Here is a 16,178-nt window from a genome sequence, read left to right on the forward strand (position 1 = left end):
ATACAGCCGTATCACGTTGGCTTTGACGTGTGCCACCAGAGAGTCAATATCCTCCTTTCGATAACACGACCCTGGCGACTATCTCTGGCAGCATGAGTGCTCAGGACCACAGTAGAACTGACGCAACAGACGATGCATCGGTTACTGAAGCCTCGTCGTGGTACACCCAGACGATGACCTTGGATACGACTTGGAGGTCGCCGATCACGAAGATATTGCAAAGGGCTTTGGCAGTAGATGTGTTTCTATGCCCCTATAGCCCCCTCCTGGCAATGGACCAATGAGCACATCAATGGCTTGGCACGGCAGTACTTCTCCAGGGAGCAGTCTCCAAGAATGTCAGTACAGCTGAGCTACGCAAGATGCGTCGAGAAACCGAATGACCATTCCCGACAACGCCTCTGCTGTCGAATAGCCAGCCCAGGTATTCTCGAGAAAATATTTTAATACCCTGCATGCCATGCGTGCTGCTCTTGTTGTTGGAGCTCAGACACAAAAAACCGATGCCTGCAAAATGCAAGCATCGGTAACATAAAATATATATTAAAAAAACTTCACGAACCGGACAGTTTATCCCATTCTTTTTCAGCATCTTCTTTCTTCATGCCATAACGCTCTTGAACCTTCCCGACAAAGTGCTCCTTGCGACCCGCAATTTCGTCGACATCTTCATCGGTAAGCTCTCCCCAACCTTCGCGAACCTTACCTTTGAGTTGCTTCCACTTACCTTCGGCGATATCGCTATTCATGGCAGCCTCCTAAATAAAACAGATAATGCGACAAATAAAAATCAACCAATGACCAGTCACATGCTGTGATTGAGCCTCATGGCAGGCCACGAATATAAGCTAGCACAGATATTAGTGGTCAACAACAGCCCTACCGCTTCAACTCATTGGTGGCGCTGCCATTGACTTGAAATGAAATATAGCGCGAGCCAGCAAATCCGATACAACGTCATCGACAAAAAGTTCCCTTCATCTTTGCGTGGCATATCGTCGTTTACCGACCCCCAACAATTAATATAAAACCGTCATTAAATGTATAGGGCAAAACGTTCAGCATAACTCATCGACAACTCACTACAGGGTGCCGGATGATCTATTTTCACAACGAATCTATCCTTTATTTGCCTCTCGTAAGCTCATAATGTAATTCATACACGAAAGGCATCATGGTTATCAAGCTGCATAAGCAAGGGATAACGACACCGAAAATTCATGCCAACTTCCCAAGCAGCTCCTTCCAGCATTACGGAGAAAAGATATCGCTGGTCAGCTTGGGGTCAGCGTCTCAACCATCCAGCGCTGGCGTTACAAAAAACCCGCGGCTAACCGCGGGCAAGATCGAAACACTGGCAGGCGATGACTGGCTTGGCATCCTGCTCCTAGAACCATACCTCGCTCTGGACGCCGAAGGCCCATTCACCTCCCGTGAAACCTGCACTCCCGAGCGCATCTTCATCCGAGAAGTCATTGAGCTCCTCATCCCAGTCACTCCAGGACGCGAACAGGCGGATCTCCGGACGTTTCCAGAAGCCACCAACTTCAGGCTTGAAGGTCGGCGCGATGGTGAATTTTCGATAGCTCCCTTCCACGGCAGTGCCTGAGGCACCGGGATCCAGGTCCATCCATTGATAGCTGAGTTCGTATTGCATCTCGAAATTCGCCGTCAGCTCATTGGCCAGACGCGCATTGAACGTCGCCCATGAGTATTCGTCGCCTTCGGCATAACGGTCTTCACTGACTTCCGCCAGCACGGCCGGTGCCAGGCGCCACTTGGGCGCGAGATAGGTCGTGCCATACAGGCCGAGTCGAGTCGAGGTCGCGTCATCTGTCAGATTCCCGTCCCCCCCGATGACCTTCGTCTCCGCGCCAAGCCCTCGGCCATGCAGCACGGCGGCCTTGAAGCTGCCGTCGGCGAGACCAAAGAAGCTGTCGCCATGATAGGCCAGCATGGTATGGAACCCGGAATCCGCGGCTGTGGCGCCCGTGTCCATGGCGCGCTCTTCGTTGTCTGCGGCAGACAATGCACTGACCATCCACTGCCAGTTGCCGACGTAGTTGTTCATCGTGAAGGTCAGGTTGTCGGTATCGCCGCCAGTGTCGGAATCCTCGGTCGGATATTCACTGTAACTGCGTCCGTAGACCGAGAAGTTGGCTTTCCAGTCATCGGTGAGCTGGACGTCGTAGATACCCGCGCCGGTGCCGGCAAGGAAGATGAAGTCACTGTCGAGCCAGTGGATGTCGAAGTTGTCCCGATCGAAGCGCTTGCCGGCCCAAATGGCGGAATTCTCGAAGGCGCCAGTGAAGCTCGGCAGATCGCTCAACTCCACGTAGACCTGTCGTACGTTCAGGCTGGACTCGTCCGAGGTCCAGTCGTTGCTGGTCTCCACCCCGTCGGCAATCATGGTGCGGTAGTGCGCCTTTGCCCCGTTGTCGTAGCGGGTCTTGTAGTTGAGCACCGTCTCGACATAGGTATCGGGCTCATTCCCCAGCCGCCCGACCGCTCCCCCCACCGACCCCGCCGGGGTGAGATAGGGGCCGCCATCAATGCTCTTGCCCCCCTCCCCGATCAGGAGACCTGAGCGGGCATAGGCATTGAAGGAGAAACCTTCCTCGCCACTGGCCTGACGCTCCACGGCGGCCAGACGCTCTTCAAGGTCCTCGGTCTGCGCGGTCACGCGCGCGGGTTGATCAGTCTCATTCGTTCGGCGCTGAACGGCCATCGCCTGCTCTGCCTCGGCGGCGCGGCGTTCCGCTGCTCTGGCCCGCTGTTCGGCGTCATTGATGCGCTGCTCCAGCTCTGCGAGCCGCGCCTCGATGTCGCCCGTGCTGTCGGCAGTGGCGAGACCACTGGTACTCATGATGGCAATGGCAACAGCCATGGCCAGAGGGGCCTTGAGCGGGCGCTGGGGGGAAGTAGTCATGTTGAGAGAGCCTTTGTTGTTGTTGACGAATCACTCGCTTGGCGATGATCAGCGAAGTGGCGCCTTCGTCATTGGCGTTGTCGTAGGCGCCATTCTCACTTAATCGTTTAAGACCCTAGTGGCAATCTGGCCTCTCAGACACACGACCTATGTCGAAATTCGACCAAAGGGGAGCGATTACCGCGTAAAACTCCCATTTCTGGCGACATATCAGCGACAGCAAGACCAAAGTTCAGGTTGCGGATATCGACGCCAATCGCTTGACTGTGATCACGCCTTAATCGTTTAAGAAGCACCATCGGACAACCTCAGGATTCTCCCCCGCCAGATGGCCGATGAATGCCCAACAACAACAAGTGACGAGGATTTGCCATGCAACGCAAGACACTGATCGCTTCAAGCGTCGCCCTGCTGGGAGTGGCCACCACCGCCCCCGCCATGGCCGCGGACCTGACCATCTCCTGCGGCGCGGTCGGGGCCGAGCTGGAACTCTGTGAACAGGGCGTCGCGGCCTGGGAGGAAAAGACCGGCCATGAAGTCGACATCGTTTCCACGCCCAATTCCTCGACGGAACGCCTCTCGCTCTACCAGCAGATTCTGTCGGCCCAGTCCGGGGATATCGACGTCCTGCAGATCGATGTGGTCTGGCCGGGGCTGCTCGCCAATCACCTGCTTGATCTGCACCAGACGCTCGGCGAAAAGGCGGCGCAAGGCCACTTCGCGACCATCGTCGACAACAACACGGTGGATGGCCGCCTGGTGGCCATGCCCTGGTTCACGGATGCCGGGGTGCTCTACTACCGCAAGGACCTGCTGGAGAAGTACGGGTTCGCACCTCCCGAGACATGGCAGGAATTGACAGAGACCGCCACGCAGATCCAGGCGAAGGAGCGTGAGGCGGGCAGCGAGAAGATGTGGGGTTACGTCTTCCAGGGACGTGCCTATGAGGGCCTGACCTGCAACGCCCTGGAGTGGGTCGCCAGCAATGACGGCGGCGCCATTGTCGATGCCGATGGCGAGATCACCATCGACAACCCTAACACGGCCTCGGCACTCGACCTGGCCGCCAGCTGGATCGGCGAGATCACCCCGCAGGGCGCACTCAATTATTCCGAGGAAGAAGCCCGCGGCATCTTCCAGTCCGGCAACGCCGTCTTCATGCGCAACTGGCCCTACGCCTGGTCGCTGACCCAGAGCGATGACAGCAAGGTGGCCGGCAAGGTCGGGGTGGTCAAGCTGCCCCATGGCGCCGAGGGAGAAAGCGCGGCGGCACTGGGCGGCTGGAATCTGGCGGTCTCGAAGTACAGCGAGAATCCCGAGCTCGCCTCTCAGCTGGTGGCCTTCCTCACCGGTGAACCCGAGCAGAAACGCCGAGCCATCCAGGCCGCCTACAACCCGACCCTCACGGCGCTGTATCAGGACGAGGAAGTGCTCACCGCCGTGCCCTTCTTCGGCACGCTCTACGACACCTTCACCAATGCCGTGGCCCGTCCGTCAGCCGTCACCGGAGACAACTACGGCCAGGTGAGCAATGCCTTCTTCAACGCGACCCATAGCGTGCTGAGCGGCGAGCAGAGCGGTGCCCAGGCGGTTGCCCAGCTCAAGAGCGAACTGTCACGCATCAAACGTCGTCGCTGGTAACCCGGGAGGTTTCGCATGACAACCACGCTCAATGAGTCAGTGTCGACGGGCTCGCCCTCGGCCAGGACTCGCAAACGCGGCACCAAGGTCAGACGCCAGCGGGTACGCGCGGCCTGGACCTATCTCGCCCCGATGCTGGTCGCACTGGCGCTGGTGGCCGGCTGGCCCCTGCTGAGAACCTTCTATCTCAGCCTGACCGATGCCTCGCTCTCGGACACGACCGGTGCCGCCTTTATCGGCTTCGAGAACTATCTCGTGAAGGACGACGGCGTCTGGTACGGCCTGCTGGCTGACCCGGTGTGGTGGAATTCCGTCTGGAACACCGTCTATTTCAGCGTCATCTCGGTGTCGCTGGAAGTCGTCTTCGGCATCATCGTGGCGCTGCTCCTGAATGCCGAATTCAAGGGACGCATGCTGGTCCGGGCCGCGGTGCTGATTCCCTGGGCCATCCCGACCATCGTCTCCGCCAAGATGTGGGCCTGGATGCTCAATGACCAGTTCGGGATCATCAACCACCTGCTGATGGGGCTGGGGCTGATCGATGCGCCCCTGGCCTGGACGGCGGATGCCGATCTATCGATGTGGGCCGTGATCATGGTCGATGTCTGGAAGACCATCCCCTTCGTGGCACTGCTGGTACTCGCCGCGCTGCAGATGCTGCCCAAGGACTGCTATGAGGCCGCCGAGGTCGATGGCATCCACCCGGTGAAGGTGTTCTTCCGTGTCACCCTGCCATTGATCACCCCGGCCCTGCTGGTGGCCGTGATCTTCCGCCTTCTCGATGCACTGCGCGTCTTCGATGTCATCTATGTGCTGACCTCCAACTCGTCGAGCACCATGACCATGTCCATCTACGCCCGCCAGCAACTGGTGGAGTTCCAGGACGTGGGCTACGGCAGTGCCGCCTCCACGATGCTGTTCCTGATCATCGCGCTGGCCGTCGTGGTCTACCTCTACCTTGGCCGCCGCCAACTGGGAGTGGATAAATGAATCAGCCTCCGATGAATCGCTACCAGATGACCCGACTCGCCAAGCTGGTCGGCAAATGGGCCTTGATCGCCATCATCATCGTCTACGCCGTGTTCCCCTTCTATTACGCGGTCATCACCTCGCTGAAACCGTCCAGTGAGCTGTTCGAGGTCAACTACTGGCTGACCTCGCTGGACTTCAGCAACTATGCCCAGATCTTTGCGCAGAAGAGTTTCCTGCAGGCGATCGGCAACTCGATCCTGATCGCCTTGAGCGTCGTGCTGATCGCGCTGCTGCTGGGCATCACCGCCTCCTATGCGCTGGGGCGCGTGCGCTTTCGCGGCCGCTCCACCGTGATGCTGATCATCCTCGGGGTCTCGATGTTCCCTCAGGTCGCGGTGCTCTCCGGGCTGTTCGAGGTGATTCGCAGCCTGAATCTCTACAACAACCCCGGTGGCCTGATTCTCAGTTACACCATCTTCACGCTGCCCTTCACCGTCTGGGTACTGACGACCTTCATGCGTCAGCTGCCCATGGAACTGGAAGAGGCCGCGATCATGGACGGCGCCACGCCGTGGGAGACCATCACCAAGGTCTTCCTGCCCCTGATGTGGCCGGCCATGGCCACCACCGGGTTGCTCGCCTTCATCGCGGCCTGGAACGAGTTCCTGTTCGCCTTGACCTTCACGCTGACCGACAGCGAACGCACCGTGCCGGTCGCCATCGCCCTGATCTCCGGCGGCAGCCAGCATGAGCTCCCCTGGGGCCCGATCATGGCCGCCTCAGTCACCGTCACCATACCGCTGGTCATCCTGGTGATGATCTTCCAGCGCCGCATCGTCTCCGGCCTGACCGCCGGCGCCGTCAAAGGATAATCGTCATGTCATTGCTCGAAGCCCAAATGCAGACCTCCTCCAGCTGGTGGCGCGGTGGCGTCATCTACCAGATCTACCCGCGCAGCTTCCTGGATAGCAACGGCGATGGCATCGGCGATCTGCCGGGCATCACCGCCAGACTCGATTACGTGGCCTCCCTGGGCGTGGATGGCATCTGGCTGTCGCCCTTCTTCACCTCCCCGATGCTCGACTTCGGGTATGACATCAGCGACTACCGGGATGTCGACCCGATGTTCGGCACCCTGGAGGACTTCAAGACCCTGCTGGAGCGCGCCCATTCCCTGGGCCTGAAGGTCATGATCGACCAGGTGATCAGCCACACCTCCGACCAGCACCCCTGGTTCCAGCAGAGCCGTCAGGACCGCACCAATGACAAGGCCGACTGGTTCGTGTGGGCAGACCCCAAGCCCGACGGCACGCCGCCCAGCAACTGGCTGTCGATCTTCGGCGGCTCGGCCTGGACCTTCGATTCACGTCGCCAGCAGTATTACCTGCACAACTTCCTGACCAGCCAGCCCGACGTGAACTTCCACCACCCGGAGGCCCGACAGGCACAGCTCGACAACATGCGCTTCTGGCTTGAGTTGGGTGTGGATGGCTTCCGCCTGGATACCGTCAATTTCTACTTCCATGATCAGGCCCTGCGCGACAACCCGCCGGTGCCGGCGGGCGAGGCCAAGACACTGGGCGCGCCGGATTCCAACCCCTATACCTGGCAGCGACACGTCTATGACCTGAGTCGCCCGGAAAACCTCGACTTCCTGAAAGCGCTGCGCGCCCTGATGGATGAATTCCCGGGTACCACCACGGTCGGGGAAATCGGTGATGACAAGCCGCTGGAGCGCATGGCGGAATACACCGCTGGGGGCGACAAGCTGCACATGGCCTACGGGTTCGATCTGCTCAATGCGCCGCATTCCGCAGGCTATATCCGCGAAGTCATCGAGCGCTTCCAGCGTCTGGCCGGTGATGCCTGGCCGTGCTGGGCGCTGTCGAATCACGACGTCGTGCGCAGCGCCACACGCTGGGGTGCCGACGAAGACCCGGTGGCCTACCCCAAGGTCGCTCTGGCCATGGTGTTGTCACTGCGCGGCAGCGTCTGCCTCTACCAGGGTGAGGAGCTGGGCCTGCCGGAAGCCGACGTGCCCTTCGAGCGCATTCAGGACCCCTACGGCAAGGTGCTGTGGCCGGAATTCAAGGGCCGCGACGGTTGCCGGACCCCCATGCCCTGGCGTCAGACGGACCAGGGGGACTTCTCGAGTGTCGAGCCCTGGCTGCCGGTCGATGAACGCCACCTCCCCCTGGCCGTGGCCAATCAGGAAGACGACGCCAACTCGGTCTTGCATGCCACCCGCGCCCTGCTGAATTTCCGCCATCAGCATCCGGTATTGCGTGAGGGAGACATTCAGCTGGTGGACGTGGGTGACGAGCTGCTGGGCTTCCTGCGCGAGCATGACGGCAAGTGCATGCTGTGCCTCTTCAATCTCACGGGCGCTGAACAGGTCACCGCACTGCCGCAAGCCTACGCCGGCAGCGCGCGTCTGCTCGAAGGCGCAGGCTTTACTGCCGAGCTGGACACGGCCCAGTCCCAGGCGGCGCGGCTGGTGCTTCCCGCCTATCAGGCTGCCTTCCTGGCACTCGACTAACCTTCTTTCGAAAGCCGGTGCCGAGCACCGGCTGGGAGTCGCAAGATGACAAGCGTAACCCTCTCCAAGATCAACAAGACCTTCGGCAGCACGCACATCATCAAGGATCTGGATCTCAAGATCGGCAGCGGCGAATTCGTGGTCTTCGTCGGGCCGTCAGGCTGTGGCAAGTCGACCCTGTTGCGCCTGATCGCCGGACTGGAATCGATCACCGACGGTGAGATGCATATCGCCGGCGATCTGGTCAATGACCTTCCCCCGCGTGAGCGTGGCGTGGGCATGGTCTTCCAGTCCTATGCCCTCTACCCGCACATGACGGTGTACGAGAACATGGCCTTCGGCCTCAAGCTTGCCAAGACCGACAAGGAAAGCGTCGAACAACGCGTGATGGAGACGGCGCGCATCCTTCAGCTCGAGGAGTTGCTGCACCGCAAGCCCAAGGCGCTTTCCGGCGGCCAGCGACAGCGCGTCGCCATGGGGCGCGCCATGGCGCGTGAGCCGAAGATCCTGTTGTTCGATGAGCCGCTCTCCAACCTGGATGCCTCACTGCGGGTGCAGATGCGCAATGAGATCGCCCGCCTGCACCACCGCCTGGGCTCCACCATGGTCTACGTCACCCACGACCAGGTCGAAGCCATGACCTTGGCCGACAAGATCGTGGTACTGCGTGATGGCCGTATCGAACAGGTCGGCAGTCCCCAGACACTTTATCAGGCACCGGCGACCCGCTTCGTGGCCGGCTTCATCGGCTCCCCGACCATGAACTTCCTGCCGGCGGAGCTATTGAGCAGCGATGCCAATAGCTGTCGCATCACGACGGCCGGGATCGGCGAGCTGGGCCTGCCTCGCGATGCCGGTAGCGAGCGTGTTGGTAGCCGTCTGATGCTGGGGGTTCGTCCCGAACACCTCTGCCTGGAAGAGGCCCGTGGCGACAACGCCTTCGAGATCGTCAACGTCGAGTACCTGGGCAACGAAGTCTATGTCTACCTGGACCCGAAAGACGGCGACAGCCTGCTGATCCACCGCAGTGAAGCCCCCAGTCAGTGGAAGATCGGCCAACGCGTCGCGCTGGTGCCAGATCTGGAGAATGTGCATCTGTTCGACAGCCAGGATCGCGCGTTGAACCTGACTCAGCAACGCCAGGCAGCCTGACGCTCAGGGGCTATTCTCCGGGGTCTATTCTCCAAGGCCTGGGCGTCAGGAGCGAGTATCTAGAGCCGACTCACGGCGCCTCAAGCCAACCGCTTCATTCTCCGCAAGGACCGCACGGGCGGGAGCCATGGCTTCCGCCCAGGAGACTCGCATGTCCACGATTCGAGACACACAGGTATCGGCCCACGATTGGTGGCGCGGCGCCGTCATCTATCAGATCTACCCGCGCAGCTTTCAGGACAGCAATGGTGATGGCATCGGTGATCTGCCGGGCATCCTCGAGCGCCTGGATTACATTGCCTCGCTGAATGTCGATGCGATCTGGCTATCTCCCTTCTTTACCTCCCCCATGAAGGACTTCGGCTATGACATCAGCGACTATCGCGATGTCGACCCGATGTTCGGCACCCTGGAGGACGTCGACCGTCTGGTCGAGGCAGCGCATGCGCGCGGCCTGAAAGTCATCATCGACCAGGTACTCTCACATACCTCCGACGCCCACCCGTGGTTCGAGGAAAGCCGCCAGAGCCGCGATAACCCTCGCGCCGACTGGTATGTCTGGGCAGACCCCAAGCCCGATGGCGCGCCGCCCACCAACTGGCAATCGGTCTTCGGGGGTTCCGCCTGGCAATGGGACACTCGCCGCTGCCAGTACTACCTGCACAACTTCCTGACCGAGCAACCGGATCTCAACTTCCACCACCCTGAGGTCGTGACGGCCATTGTTGAAGAAGTGCGTTTCTGGCTGGAACGGGGGGTGGATGGTTTCCGATTGGATGCCATCAATTTCTGCACACATGGTGAGCTGAAGGATAACCCGCCACGACGTGAGATCGCCGAGGGCTTCATTGGCGTGCGTCCGGACAACCCCTACGGCTATCAGCAACATCTCCATGACAAGACCCAGCCGGAGAATCTCGCCGTTCTCGAACGGTTACGACGTCTGCTCGATGAATACCCCGGCACCACCAGCGTCGGCGAGATCGGCGACGATGACTCCTTGCGCGTGATGGCCGAGTACACCCAGGGCGACCAGCGGCTGCACATGGCCTATTCCTTCGATCTGCTGACCGAGAACGCCTCGCCTGAGCACCTCCAAGCCACCGTACGCTCGATGGAAGCGCAGATCGGGGACGGCTGGCCGTGCTGGGCACTGGGAAACCACGACGTCACACGCTTGGCAACGCGCTGGGACGCCGATGCCTCCCCGGCGCGCCTGCGCCTCTATCTCGCCTTTCTGCTGACCCAGCGCGGCAGCGTCTGTCTGTATCAGGGCGAAGAACTGGGGTTGAGTGAGGCCCAGCTGCGTCATGACCAGCTGGTGGACCCCGCCGGCATCACCTTCTGGCCACGCTACAAGGGGCGCGATGGCTGTCGGACCCCCATGCCGTGGCAGGCCGGTGAGTCACATGCTGGCTTCTCTCGCGTATCCCCCTGGTTGCCGGTCCCCGACGCCCATCATGCCTTGGCCGTCGACCATCAGGACAACGATCCGGCATCGCTGTTGAATGCCAGCCGAGACCTGCTTGCCTTCCGCCGCCGACACCCCGCCCTGATCCGAGGGGATATCCACTACCACTCGCTGCATGAGGAAGTCATCTGCTTCACGCGTCACTCAGGCGGCGAGTCGTTGCTGATCGCGCTCAACTTCTCTGCACAGGCCCTGACTCTGGAGACCGCCTGGCGAGCGGAAGCCCTCGAGGATGCCCCCGGCATGATCAATGGTCACTGGCAGGCCGGCCGCCTGACGCTGCCGCCCCACGGCATTGCCATTGCGCGCTGTGTCAGCGAGGCGCACTGAATCTCCCTCTTGCCGATCACGCGACTCACACGGAGGTCACGATGACCCTGTCTCAACTCGATCCTGGCGCACGTCTCGACTGGTGGCGTGGTGCCACGATCTATCAGATCTATCCCCGCAGTTTCATGGATGCCAACGGCGACGGCATCGGCGATCTGGCCGGCATCATCGAGCGCCTGCCCCATGTGGCCAGTCTCGGCGTGGATGCCATCTGGCTGTCGCCCTTCTTTACCTCGCCGATGAAGGATTTCGGCTATGACGTCGCGGACTATCGGGATGTCGACCCGATGTTCGGCCACCTGGACGATTTCAAGCGGCTGGTCTCGCAAGCCCATCAGCTGGGAGTGCGCGTGATCATCGACCAGGTGCTGTCTCACAGCTCCGATCAACACGTCTGGTTCCAGCAAAGCCGCAAGGACCGTCACAACGCCAAGGCCGACTGGTATGTCTGGGCTGACCCGCTCCCGGATGGCAACCCGCCCAACAACTGGATGGCGGCCTTCAGTGGTCGCGCCTGGACCTTCGATGCCAAGCGCCGCCAGTACTATCTGCACAACTTCCTGGCCAGTCAGCCGGATCTGAATTTCCATCATCCCGAGGTGCGCCAGGCGCAGCTGGACAACCTGCGTTTCTGGCTGGACCTCGGGGTGGATGGCTTCCGGTTCGACGTCGTTAATTACTACTTCCATGACCGCGCCCTGACCGACAACCCCGCAATGCCGCGCGAAGGCGTCAACCCGGGCAACCCGCAGAGTTATCAGCGGATGCAGCACAATATCGAGCAACCGGAGAATCTGGCGTATCTGGAGCGCATCCGCGACCTGCTCGATGAGTACCCGGGCACCACCAGTGTCGGCGAGATCGCCGGCAATGACCCTCTCCCGACCATGGCCGCCTATACCGCCGGCCAACACCGCCTGCACATGGCCTACACCTTTGACCTGCTCAACAGTGATGGCGATGCCCGCGCGCTGTACGACGTGCTGACGCGCTTTGCCGAGCAGGGGGAAGACACCTGGCCTTGCTGGGCGCTGTCCAATCATGACGTGGAACGCAGTGCGACCAGCTGGGGAGAGTCGCGTGCCCTGCTCGCCCTGACGGTGCTGTGTTCGCTGCGTGGCAGCCTGTGCCTCTATCAGGGGGAAGAACTGGGACTCCCAGAAGCGGAGCTGGCCTTCGAGGATCTGCAGGACCCCTTCGGCATCAACCTGTGGCCCGAGATCAAGGGCCGCGATGGCTGCCGCACGCCGATGGTCTGGGGTGACAGCCCGGACGGTGGGTTCAGTCGTCGCGCGACGAAGTCCGGAGTCGAGGCTGAGGCCACACCCTGGCTACCGGTCTCCCCACGGCAATTGCCATTGTCGGTGGCGCAGCAGGAAAGGCGTGATGACAGCTTCCTGTCACGAGCGCGTCGCCTGCTGCGCTATCGCGGTACGAGCCAGGTGCTGCGCGAGGGCGATCAGACCCTGATTGCGCCCGAGCGGCTGCCTGACGACGTCTTCGCCAGCGTGCGTCAGCAAGGCGCGCAACGCCTGCTGTGTCTGGCTCACCTCGGGGCAGGCGACACGCCGAGCGTGATCGACCCGAGCCAACTCGCGCCAGACATCACCACCTGGACCGCCATCGAGATCGCCGGTGTCACGGCGACACACACCTCTCACCACCCCCTGTCGCTGATGCCAGGCAGCGCCATGTGGCTCGCCCTCAACTGACGCCTGGCGGATTCGATGATTCACGGGATGCTCGGTGGATGACGGTCATCCCGGACGCCGCAACAACAATCACAATGATGGAGTCGTACGCCATGCCTTCTGTTATCAGCACCCCACGCCACCGGATGCTCACGACCCTCAAGGGTAGCGCCGGTGCCCTGCTGTTGAGCGGGGCCTCATTGACGGCACCACTCGCACTGGCCACCGAGGTCACGATTGCCTGTGGCCCCGGTGGAGATTCCGACATGTGCCCGGAGCTCGCCCAGCAATGGGCCGAGCAGTCCGGCAATCGCGTCAATGTGATCTCCACTCCCAACGACACCACCGAGAAGCTCTCGCTGTATCAGCAGCTGCTCAGCAGCGGCTCCAGCGACATCGATGTGCTAATCGTCGACATGGCGTGGCCGGGGCTGCTGGACGATCACCTGGTCGATCTTTCCCGCTACCTGCCCGACGACGCCACCGAGGGCTTCTTCCCCGCGCTGATCGACAACGGCACCGTGGAGGGCCGTCTGGTAGCCATGCCCTGGTACACCGACGCAGGCGTGCTCTATTACCGCAAGGACCTGCTGGAGAAATACGACCAGCAAGTGCCGGAGACCTGGCAGCAACTCACCGAGACGGCGCGTACGATCCAGGCGGCCGAACGCGACGCCGGCAATGCCGATTTCTGGGGATACAGCTTCCAGGGACGCGCCTACGAGGGGCTGACCTGCAACGCACTCGAGTGGGTCGCGAGTCAGGGCGGCGGCACCCTGGTGGATGATGCCGGTGAGGTCACCATCGACAACTCGCACGCCGCGCAGGCACTCGACCTTGCCGCCTCCTGGATCGGCAGCATCGCCCCGGAAGGAGCGCTGAATCATACCGAGGAGGAGTCACGCGGGCTGTTCCAGTCGGGCAATGCGCTGTTCCTGCGCAACTGGCCCTATGTCTGGAAGCTCAGCCAGGCCGAGGGCAGTCCGGTGGCCGGCAAGGTCGGCATGGCGCCCCTCCCCCATGGCTCACAGGGCGAATCCCGCGCGACCCTGGGCGGCTGGAATCTTGCAGTATCACGCTACTCGGAGCACCCGCAGGCCGCAGCGGAGCTGGTCGCCTATATCACCGCTGCCCCGCAGCAGAAGGCCCATGCCATGAAGATGGGACGCAACCCCACCATCGAACACCTCTATCAGGATGACGAGGTGCTGGCGAGTAATCCCTCGATGGGTGAGCTCTATGAAGCGCTCCGGACCGGCGTCGCGCGTCCGGCCTCGGTGACGGGCGACGCCTACGCTCGCGTCTCCAATGCCTTCTTCAACCGCACCCACCGTGTGCTTTCCGGCGAGGAGACGGGCACCCAGGCGGTGGAAGCGCTAGGCAAGGAGCTTGAGCGCATCGGCCGCCGGGGCTGGTAACACCACCGTCCCCCGCTCCGCCCAGACAACCCACTCTGACCGCACGCTGGAAGGCCTCTCTCATCCAGGCGAGGCCTTTCACGCCTGCCGGCTTCCGTGTGACTAGCGCCGCATCGACGACAAGGAACGTGCAATGACGCCTACCCAACTTCATCGCCATGCCACACACGACTGGTGGCGTGGTGCAACGCTCTATCAGATCTATCCGCGTAGCTTCATGGACGCCAATGGCGACGGTGTCGGCGATATCGCCGGCATCATCCAACGCCTGGACTACCTCGCGACCCTGGGGGTGGACGCGATCTGGATCTCCCCCATCTTCACCTCGCCCATGCAAGACTTCGGGTATGACGTCTCGGACTACCGTGACATCGATCCCCTGTTCGGCACTCTGGAGGATTTCACGCGCCTCATCGCCCGCGCACATGAGCTCGGACTGGCCGTCATCATTGATCAGGTGCTGTCACACAGCTCCGATCAGCATGTGTGGTTCCGGGAAAGTCGCCAGTCCCGGGACAATGCCAAGGCTGACTGGTACGTCTGGGCTGACCCACGTCCAGATGGCAGCGCGCCCAACAACTGGCTAGCCGCCTTTGGTGGGCCGGCCTGGACCTTCGATTCGCGGCGCTGCCAGTACTATCTGCACAACTTCCTCGCCAGCCAGCCGGATCTCAACTTCCATCATCCCGAGGTGCGTCAGGCACAGCTCGACAATCTGCGTTTCTGGCTGGAACTGGGCGTCGACGGATTCCGCTTCGACACCGCCAACTTCTACTTTCATGATCGGGCGCTGACAGACAATCCCCCGTCATCGGACGACTATCGTAGCCGCGGGCATCCCCGCAGCTATCAGCTGCTGAAGCACAATGCGGATCAGCCAGAGAATCTCGACTATCTGGAAGAGATTCGTGCCCTGCTGGATGAATACCCGGGCGCCACCAGTGTCGGCGAGGTCGGGGGCAGCGACCCGCTCCCCGCCATGGCAGCCTACACCGCGGGTCAGCACCGCCTGCACATGGCCTACACCTTCGACCTGCTCAACAGCACGGGAGATGCCATGGCATTGCACGCCGTTCTGGCACGCTTTGCCGAACATGGCGATGACGCCTGGCCGTGCTGGGCGCTGTCCAATCATGATGTTCCGCGCAGCGCCAGTCGCTGGGGTAGTGACCGTGCCCTGTTGGCTCTGACAGTTCTCTGCTCATTGCGGGGCAGCCTCTGCCTCTATCAGGGCGAAGAGCTTGGATTCGAGGAAGCGGAGTTGAGCTACGCCGAGCTGCAGGACCCCTTCGGAATCGCGCTCTGGCCCGAGGTAAAGGGACGCGATGGATGTCGCACGCCCATGGTGTGGGAGCCTCATCGCCATGGTGGATTCTGCGCCGACTCCCTGTCGCCCTGGCTCCCCGTCCATGTTCCACATCAGTCACAGGCGGTCTCGTTGCAACAAGAGGCGCCCGAGAGTCTGCTGAATCACGTTCGCCAACTGCTGGAACTGCGTCGCGAGAATGCGACGCTGAAGACGGGGCAACAGACACTCATCTCCCCGTCCGTGCTGCCGAAGGGTGTCTTTGGTGTGATACGTCACGACCGTCATCAGCGGATGATGTGCCTGGCCAACCTGGGACACCAATCAGGCCACAAATCAGGCCACGACAACTCTCCCGTCATGCTCGATCTGACAGCCCTGCTGGGCTCGCGAACGCTGCATGGCCAGTGTCATGACCCGATAGAGATCGTCTCATTGCCCGGTATGGCCACGCCTATCCTTGAGGCAGGCCAATTGAGACTGTCGCCGGGGATGGCAACCTGGCTGGTCGTGCCAGCCGATGCGTCAAGAGACCAGGATGGGTAAAGGAAAGGACCAGCAAGGGGCGCTTGCGACCGACCACCTGCCCGGGGCATTGTCCCGGGCAGATGGCGTGCAAAGGCAGCTCAGTCTGGTCGCACCGCCTCCATCACTTTCTGGGCATTTCTGGTACGTGGCGATATGCTATCTCTGCACTTAATCGTTCAAGCTTTTCATCTTCAGGAACCC

11 protein-coding genes are annotated in these 16,178 nt (G+C 61.3%); 9 read left to right on the top strand and 2 right to left on the bottom strand.

The window, feature by feature from the left end; translation table 11 throughout:
* Positions 1–554: 554 nt before the first annotated feature.
* The gene (locus QD172_RS09650; protein ID WP_279855630.1) at positions 555–749 is read right to left on the bottom strand and encodes a CsbD family protein; all 195 of its coding nucleotides are present in this window, start codon (positions 747–749) and stop codon (positions 555–557) included.
* A 638-nt stretch (positions 750–1,387) separates the two neighbouring features.
* Positions 1,388–2,929 carry a carbohydrate porin gene (locus QD172_RS09655; protein ID WP_255303009.1) on the bottom strand — a complete coding sequence of 514 codons (1,542 nt, stop codon included), beginning with the start codon at positions 2,927–2,929 and terminating at the stop codon, positions 1,388–1,390.
* A 372-nt stretch (positions 2,930–3,301) separates the two neighbouring features.
* Between QD172_RS09655 and QD172_RS09660 the strand changes: the two genes are divergently transcribed.
* The 9 genes from QD172_RS09660 to QD172_RS09700 all read left to right on the top strand — a co-directional run bounded on the left by QD172_RS09660 (position 3,302) and on the right by QD172_RS09700 (position 15,995).
* A complete protein-coding gene (locus QD172_RS09660; protein WP_279855631.1) occupies positions 3,302–4,570 on the top strand; it encodes an ABC transporter substrate-binding protein in 1,269 nt (422 codons plus the stop codon).
* A gap of 15 nt (positions 4,571–4,585) precedes the next feature.
* Complete coding sequence (locus tag QD172_RS09665; protein WP_271302080.1) at positions 4,586–5,560, top strand: sugar ABC transporter permease; 975 nt, start codon at positions 4,586–4,588, stop codon at positions 5,558–5,560.
* A gap of 11 nt (positions 5,561–5,571) precedes the next feature.
* Complete coding sequence (locus QD172_RS09670; protein WP_043334057.1) at positions 5,572–6,414, top strand: carbohydrate ABC transporter permease; 843 nt, start codon at positions 5,572–5,574, stop codon at positions 6,412–6,414.
* Between the two features lie 26 nt (positions 6,415–6,440).
* Positions 6,441–8,081 carry an alpha glucosidase gene (locus QD172_RS09675; RefSeq protein WP_279855699.1) on the top strand — a complete coding sequence of 547 codons (1,641 nt, stop codon included), beginning with the start codon at positions 6,441–6,443 and terminating at the stop codon, positions 8,079–8,081.
* A 45-nt stretch (positions 8,082–8,126) separates the two neighbouring features.
* Complete coding sequence (gene ugpC, locus QD172_RS09680; RefSeq protein ID WP_279855633.1) at positions 8,127–9,233, top strand: sn-glycerol-3-phosphate ABC transporter ATP-binding protein UgpC; 1,107 nt, start codon at positions 8,127–8,129, stop codon at positions 9,231–9,233.
* 151 nt (positions 9,234–9,384) lie between these two features.
* Entirely contained in the window at positions 9,385–11,034 is a 1,650-nt protein-coding gene (locus QD172_RS09685) for an alpha-glucosidase family protein (RefSeq protein WP_279855634.1), read from the top strand.
* A gap of 41 nt (positions 11,035–11,075) precedes the next feature.
* Positions 11,076–12,746 carry an alpha-amylase family glycosyl hydrolase gene (locus QD172_RS09690; RefSeq protein WP_279855635.1) on the top strand — a complete coding sequence of 557 codons (1,671 nt, stop codon included), beginning with the start codon at positions 11,076–11,078 and terminating at the stop codon, positions 12,744–12,746.
* 92 nt (positions 12,747–12,838) lie between these two features.
* The gene (locus QD172_RS09695; RefSeq protein WP_240499546.1) at positions 12,839–14,143 is read left to right on the top strand and encodes an ABC transporter substrate-binding protein; all 1,305 of its coding nucleotides are present in this window, start codon (positions 12,839–12,841) and stop codon (positions 14,141–14,143) included.
* 133 nt (positions 14,144–14,276) lie between these two features.
* Positions 14,277–15,995, top strand: a complete 1,719-nt coding sequence (locus QD172_RS09700) for an alpha-amylase family glycosyl hydrolase (protein WP_279855636.1) — start codon at positions 14,277–14,279, stop codon at positions 15,993–15,995.
* Positions 15,996–16,178 lie beyond the last annotated feature (183 nt).

This window comes from Cobetia sp. 10Alg 146 (assembly GCF_029846385.1).
In the GTDB taxonomy this organism is placed as follows: domain Bacteria; phylum Pseudomonadota; class Gammaproteobacteria; order Pseudomonadales; family Halomonadaceae; genus Cobetia; species Cobetia marina.

What these genes read in the sequence shown, in the direction of transcription:
- QD172_RS09650 (WP_279855630.1), bottom strand. Translation starts at nt 749, where the DNA reads ATGAATAGCGATATCGCCGAAGGTAAGTGGAAGCAACTCAAAGGTAAG.
- QD172_RS09655 (WP_255303009.1), bottom strand. Translation starts at nt 2,929, where the DNA reads ATGACTACTTCCCCCCAGCGCCCGCTCAAGGCCCCTCTGGCCATGGCT.
- QD172_RS09660 (WP_279855631.1), top strand. Translation starts at nt 3,302, where the DNA reads ATGCAACGCAAGACACTGATCGCTTCAAGCGTCGCCCTGCTGGGAGTG.
- QD172_RS09665 (WP_271302080.1), top strand. Translation starts at nt 4,586, where the DNA reads ATGACAACCACGCTCAATGAGTCAGTGTCGACGGGCTCGCCCTCGGCC.
- QD172_RS09670 (WP_043334057.1), top strand. Translation starts at nt 5,572, where the DNA reads ATGAATCGCTACCAGATGACCCGACTCGCCAAGCTGGTCGGCAAATGG.
- QD172_RS09675 (WP_279855699.1), top strand. Translation starts at nt 6,441, where the DNA reads ATGCAGACCTCCTCCAGCTGGTGGCGCGGTGGCGTCATCTACCAGATC.
- ugpC (WP_279855633.1), top strand. Translation starts at nt 8,127, where the DNA reads ATGACAAGCGTAACCCTCTCCAAGATCAACAAGACCTTCGGCAGCACG.
- QD172_RS09685 (WP_279855634.1), top strand. Translation starts at nt 9,385, where the DNA reads ATGTCCACGATTCGAGACACACAGGTATCGGCCCACGATTGGTGGCGC.
- QD172_RS09690 (WP_279855635.1), top strand. Translation starts at nt 11,076, where the DNA reads ATGACCCTGTCTCAACTCGATCCTGGCGCACGTCTCGACTGGTGGCGT.
- QD172_RS09695 (WP_240499546.1), top strand. Translation starts at nt 12,839, where the DNA reads ATGCCTTCTGTTATCAGCACCCCACGCCACCGGATGCTCACGACCCTC.
- QD172_RS09700 (WP_279855636.1), top strand. Translation starts at nt 14,277, where the DNA reads ATGACGCCTACCCAACTTCATCGCCATGCCACACACGACTGGTGGCGT.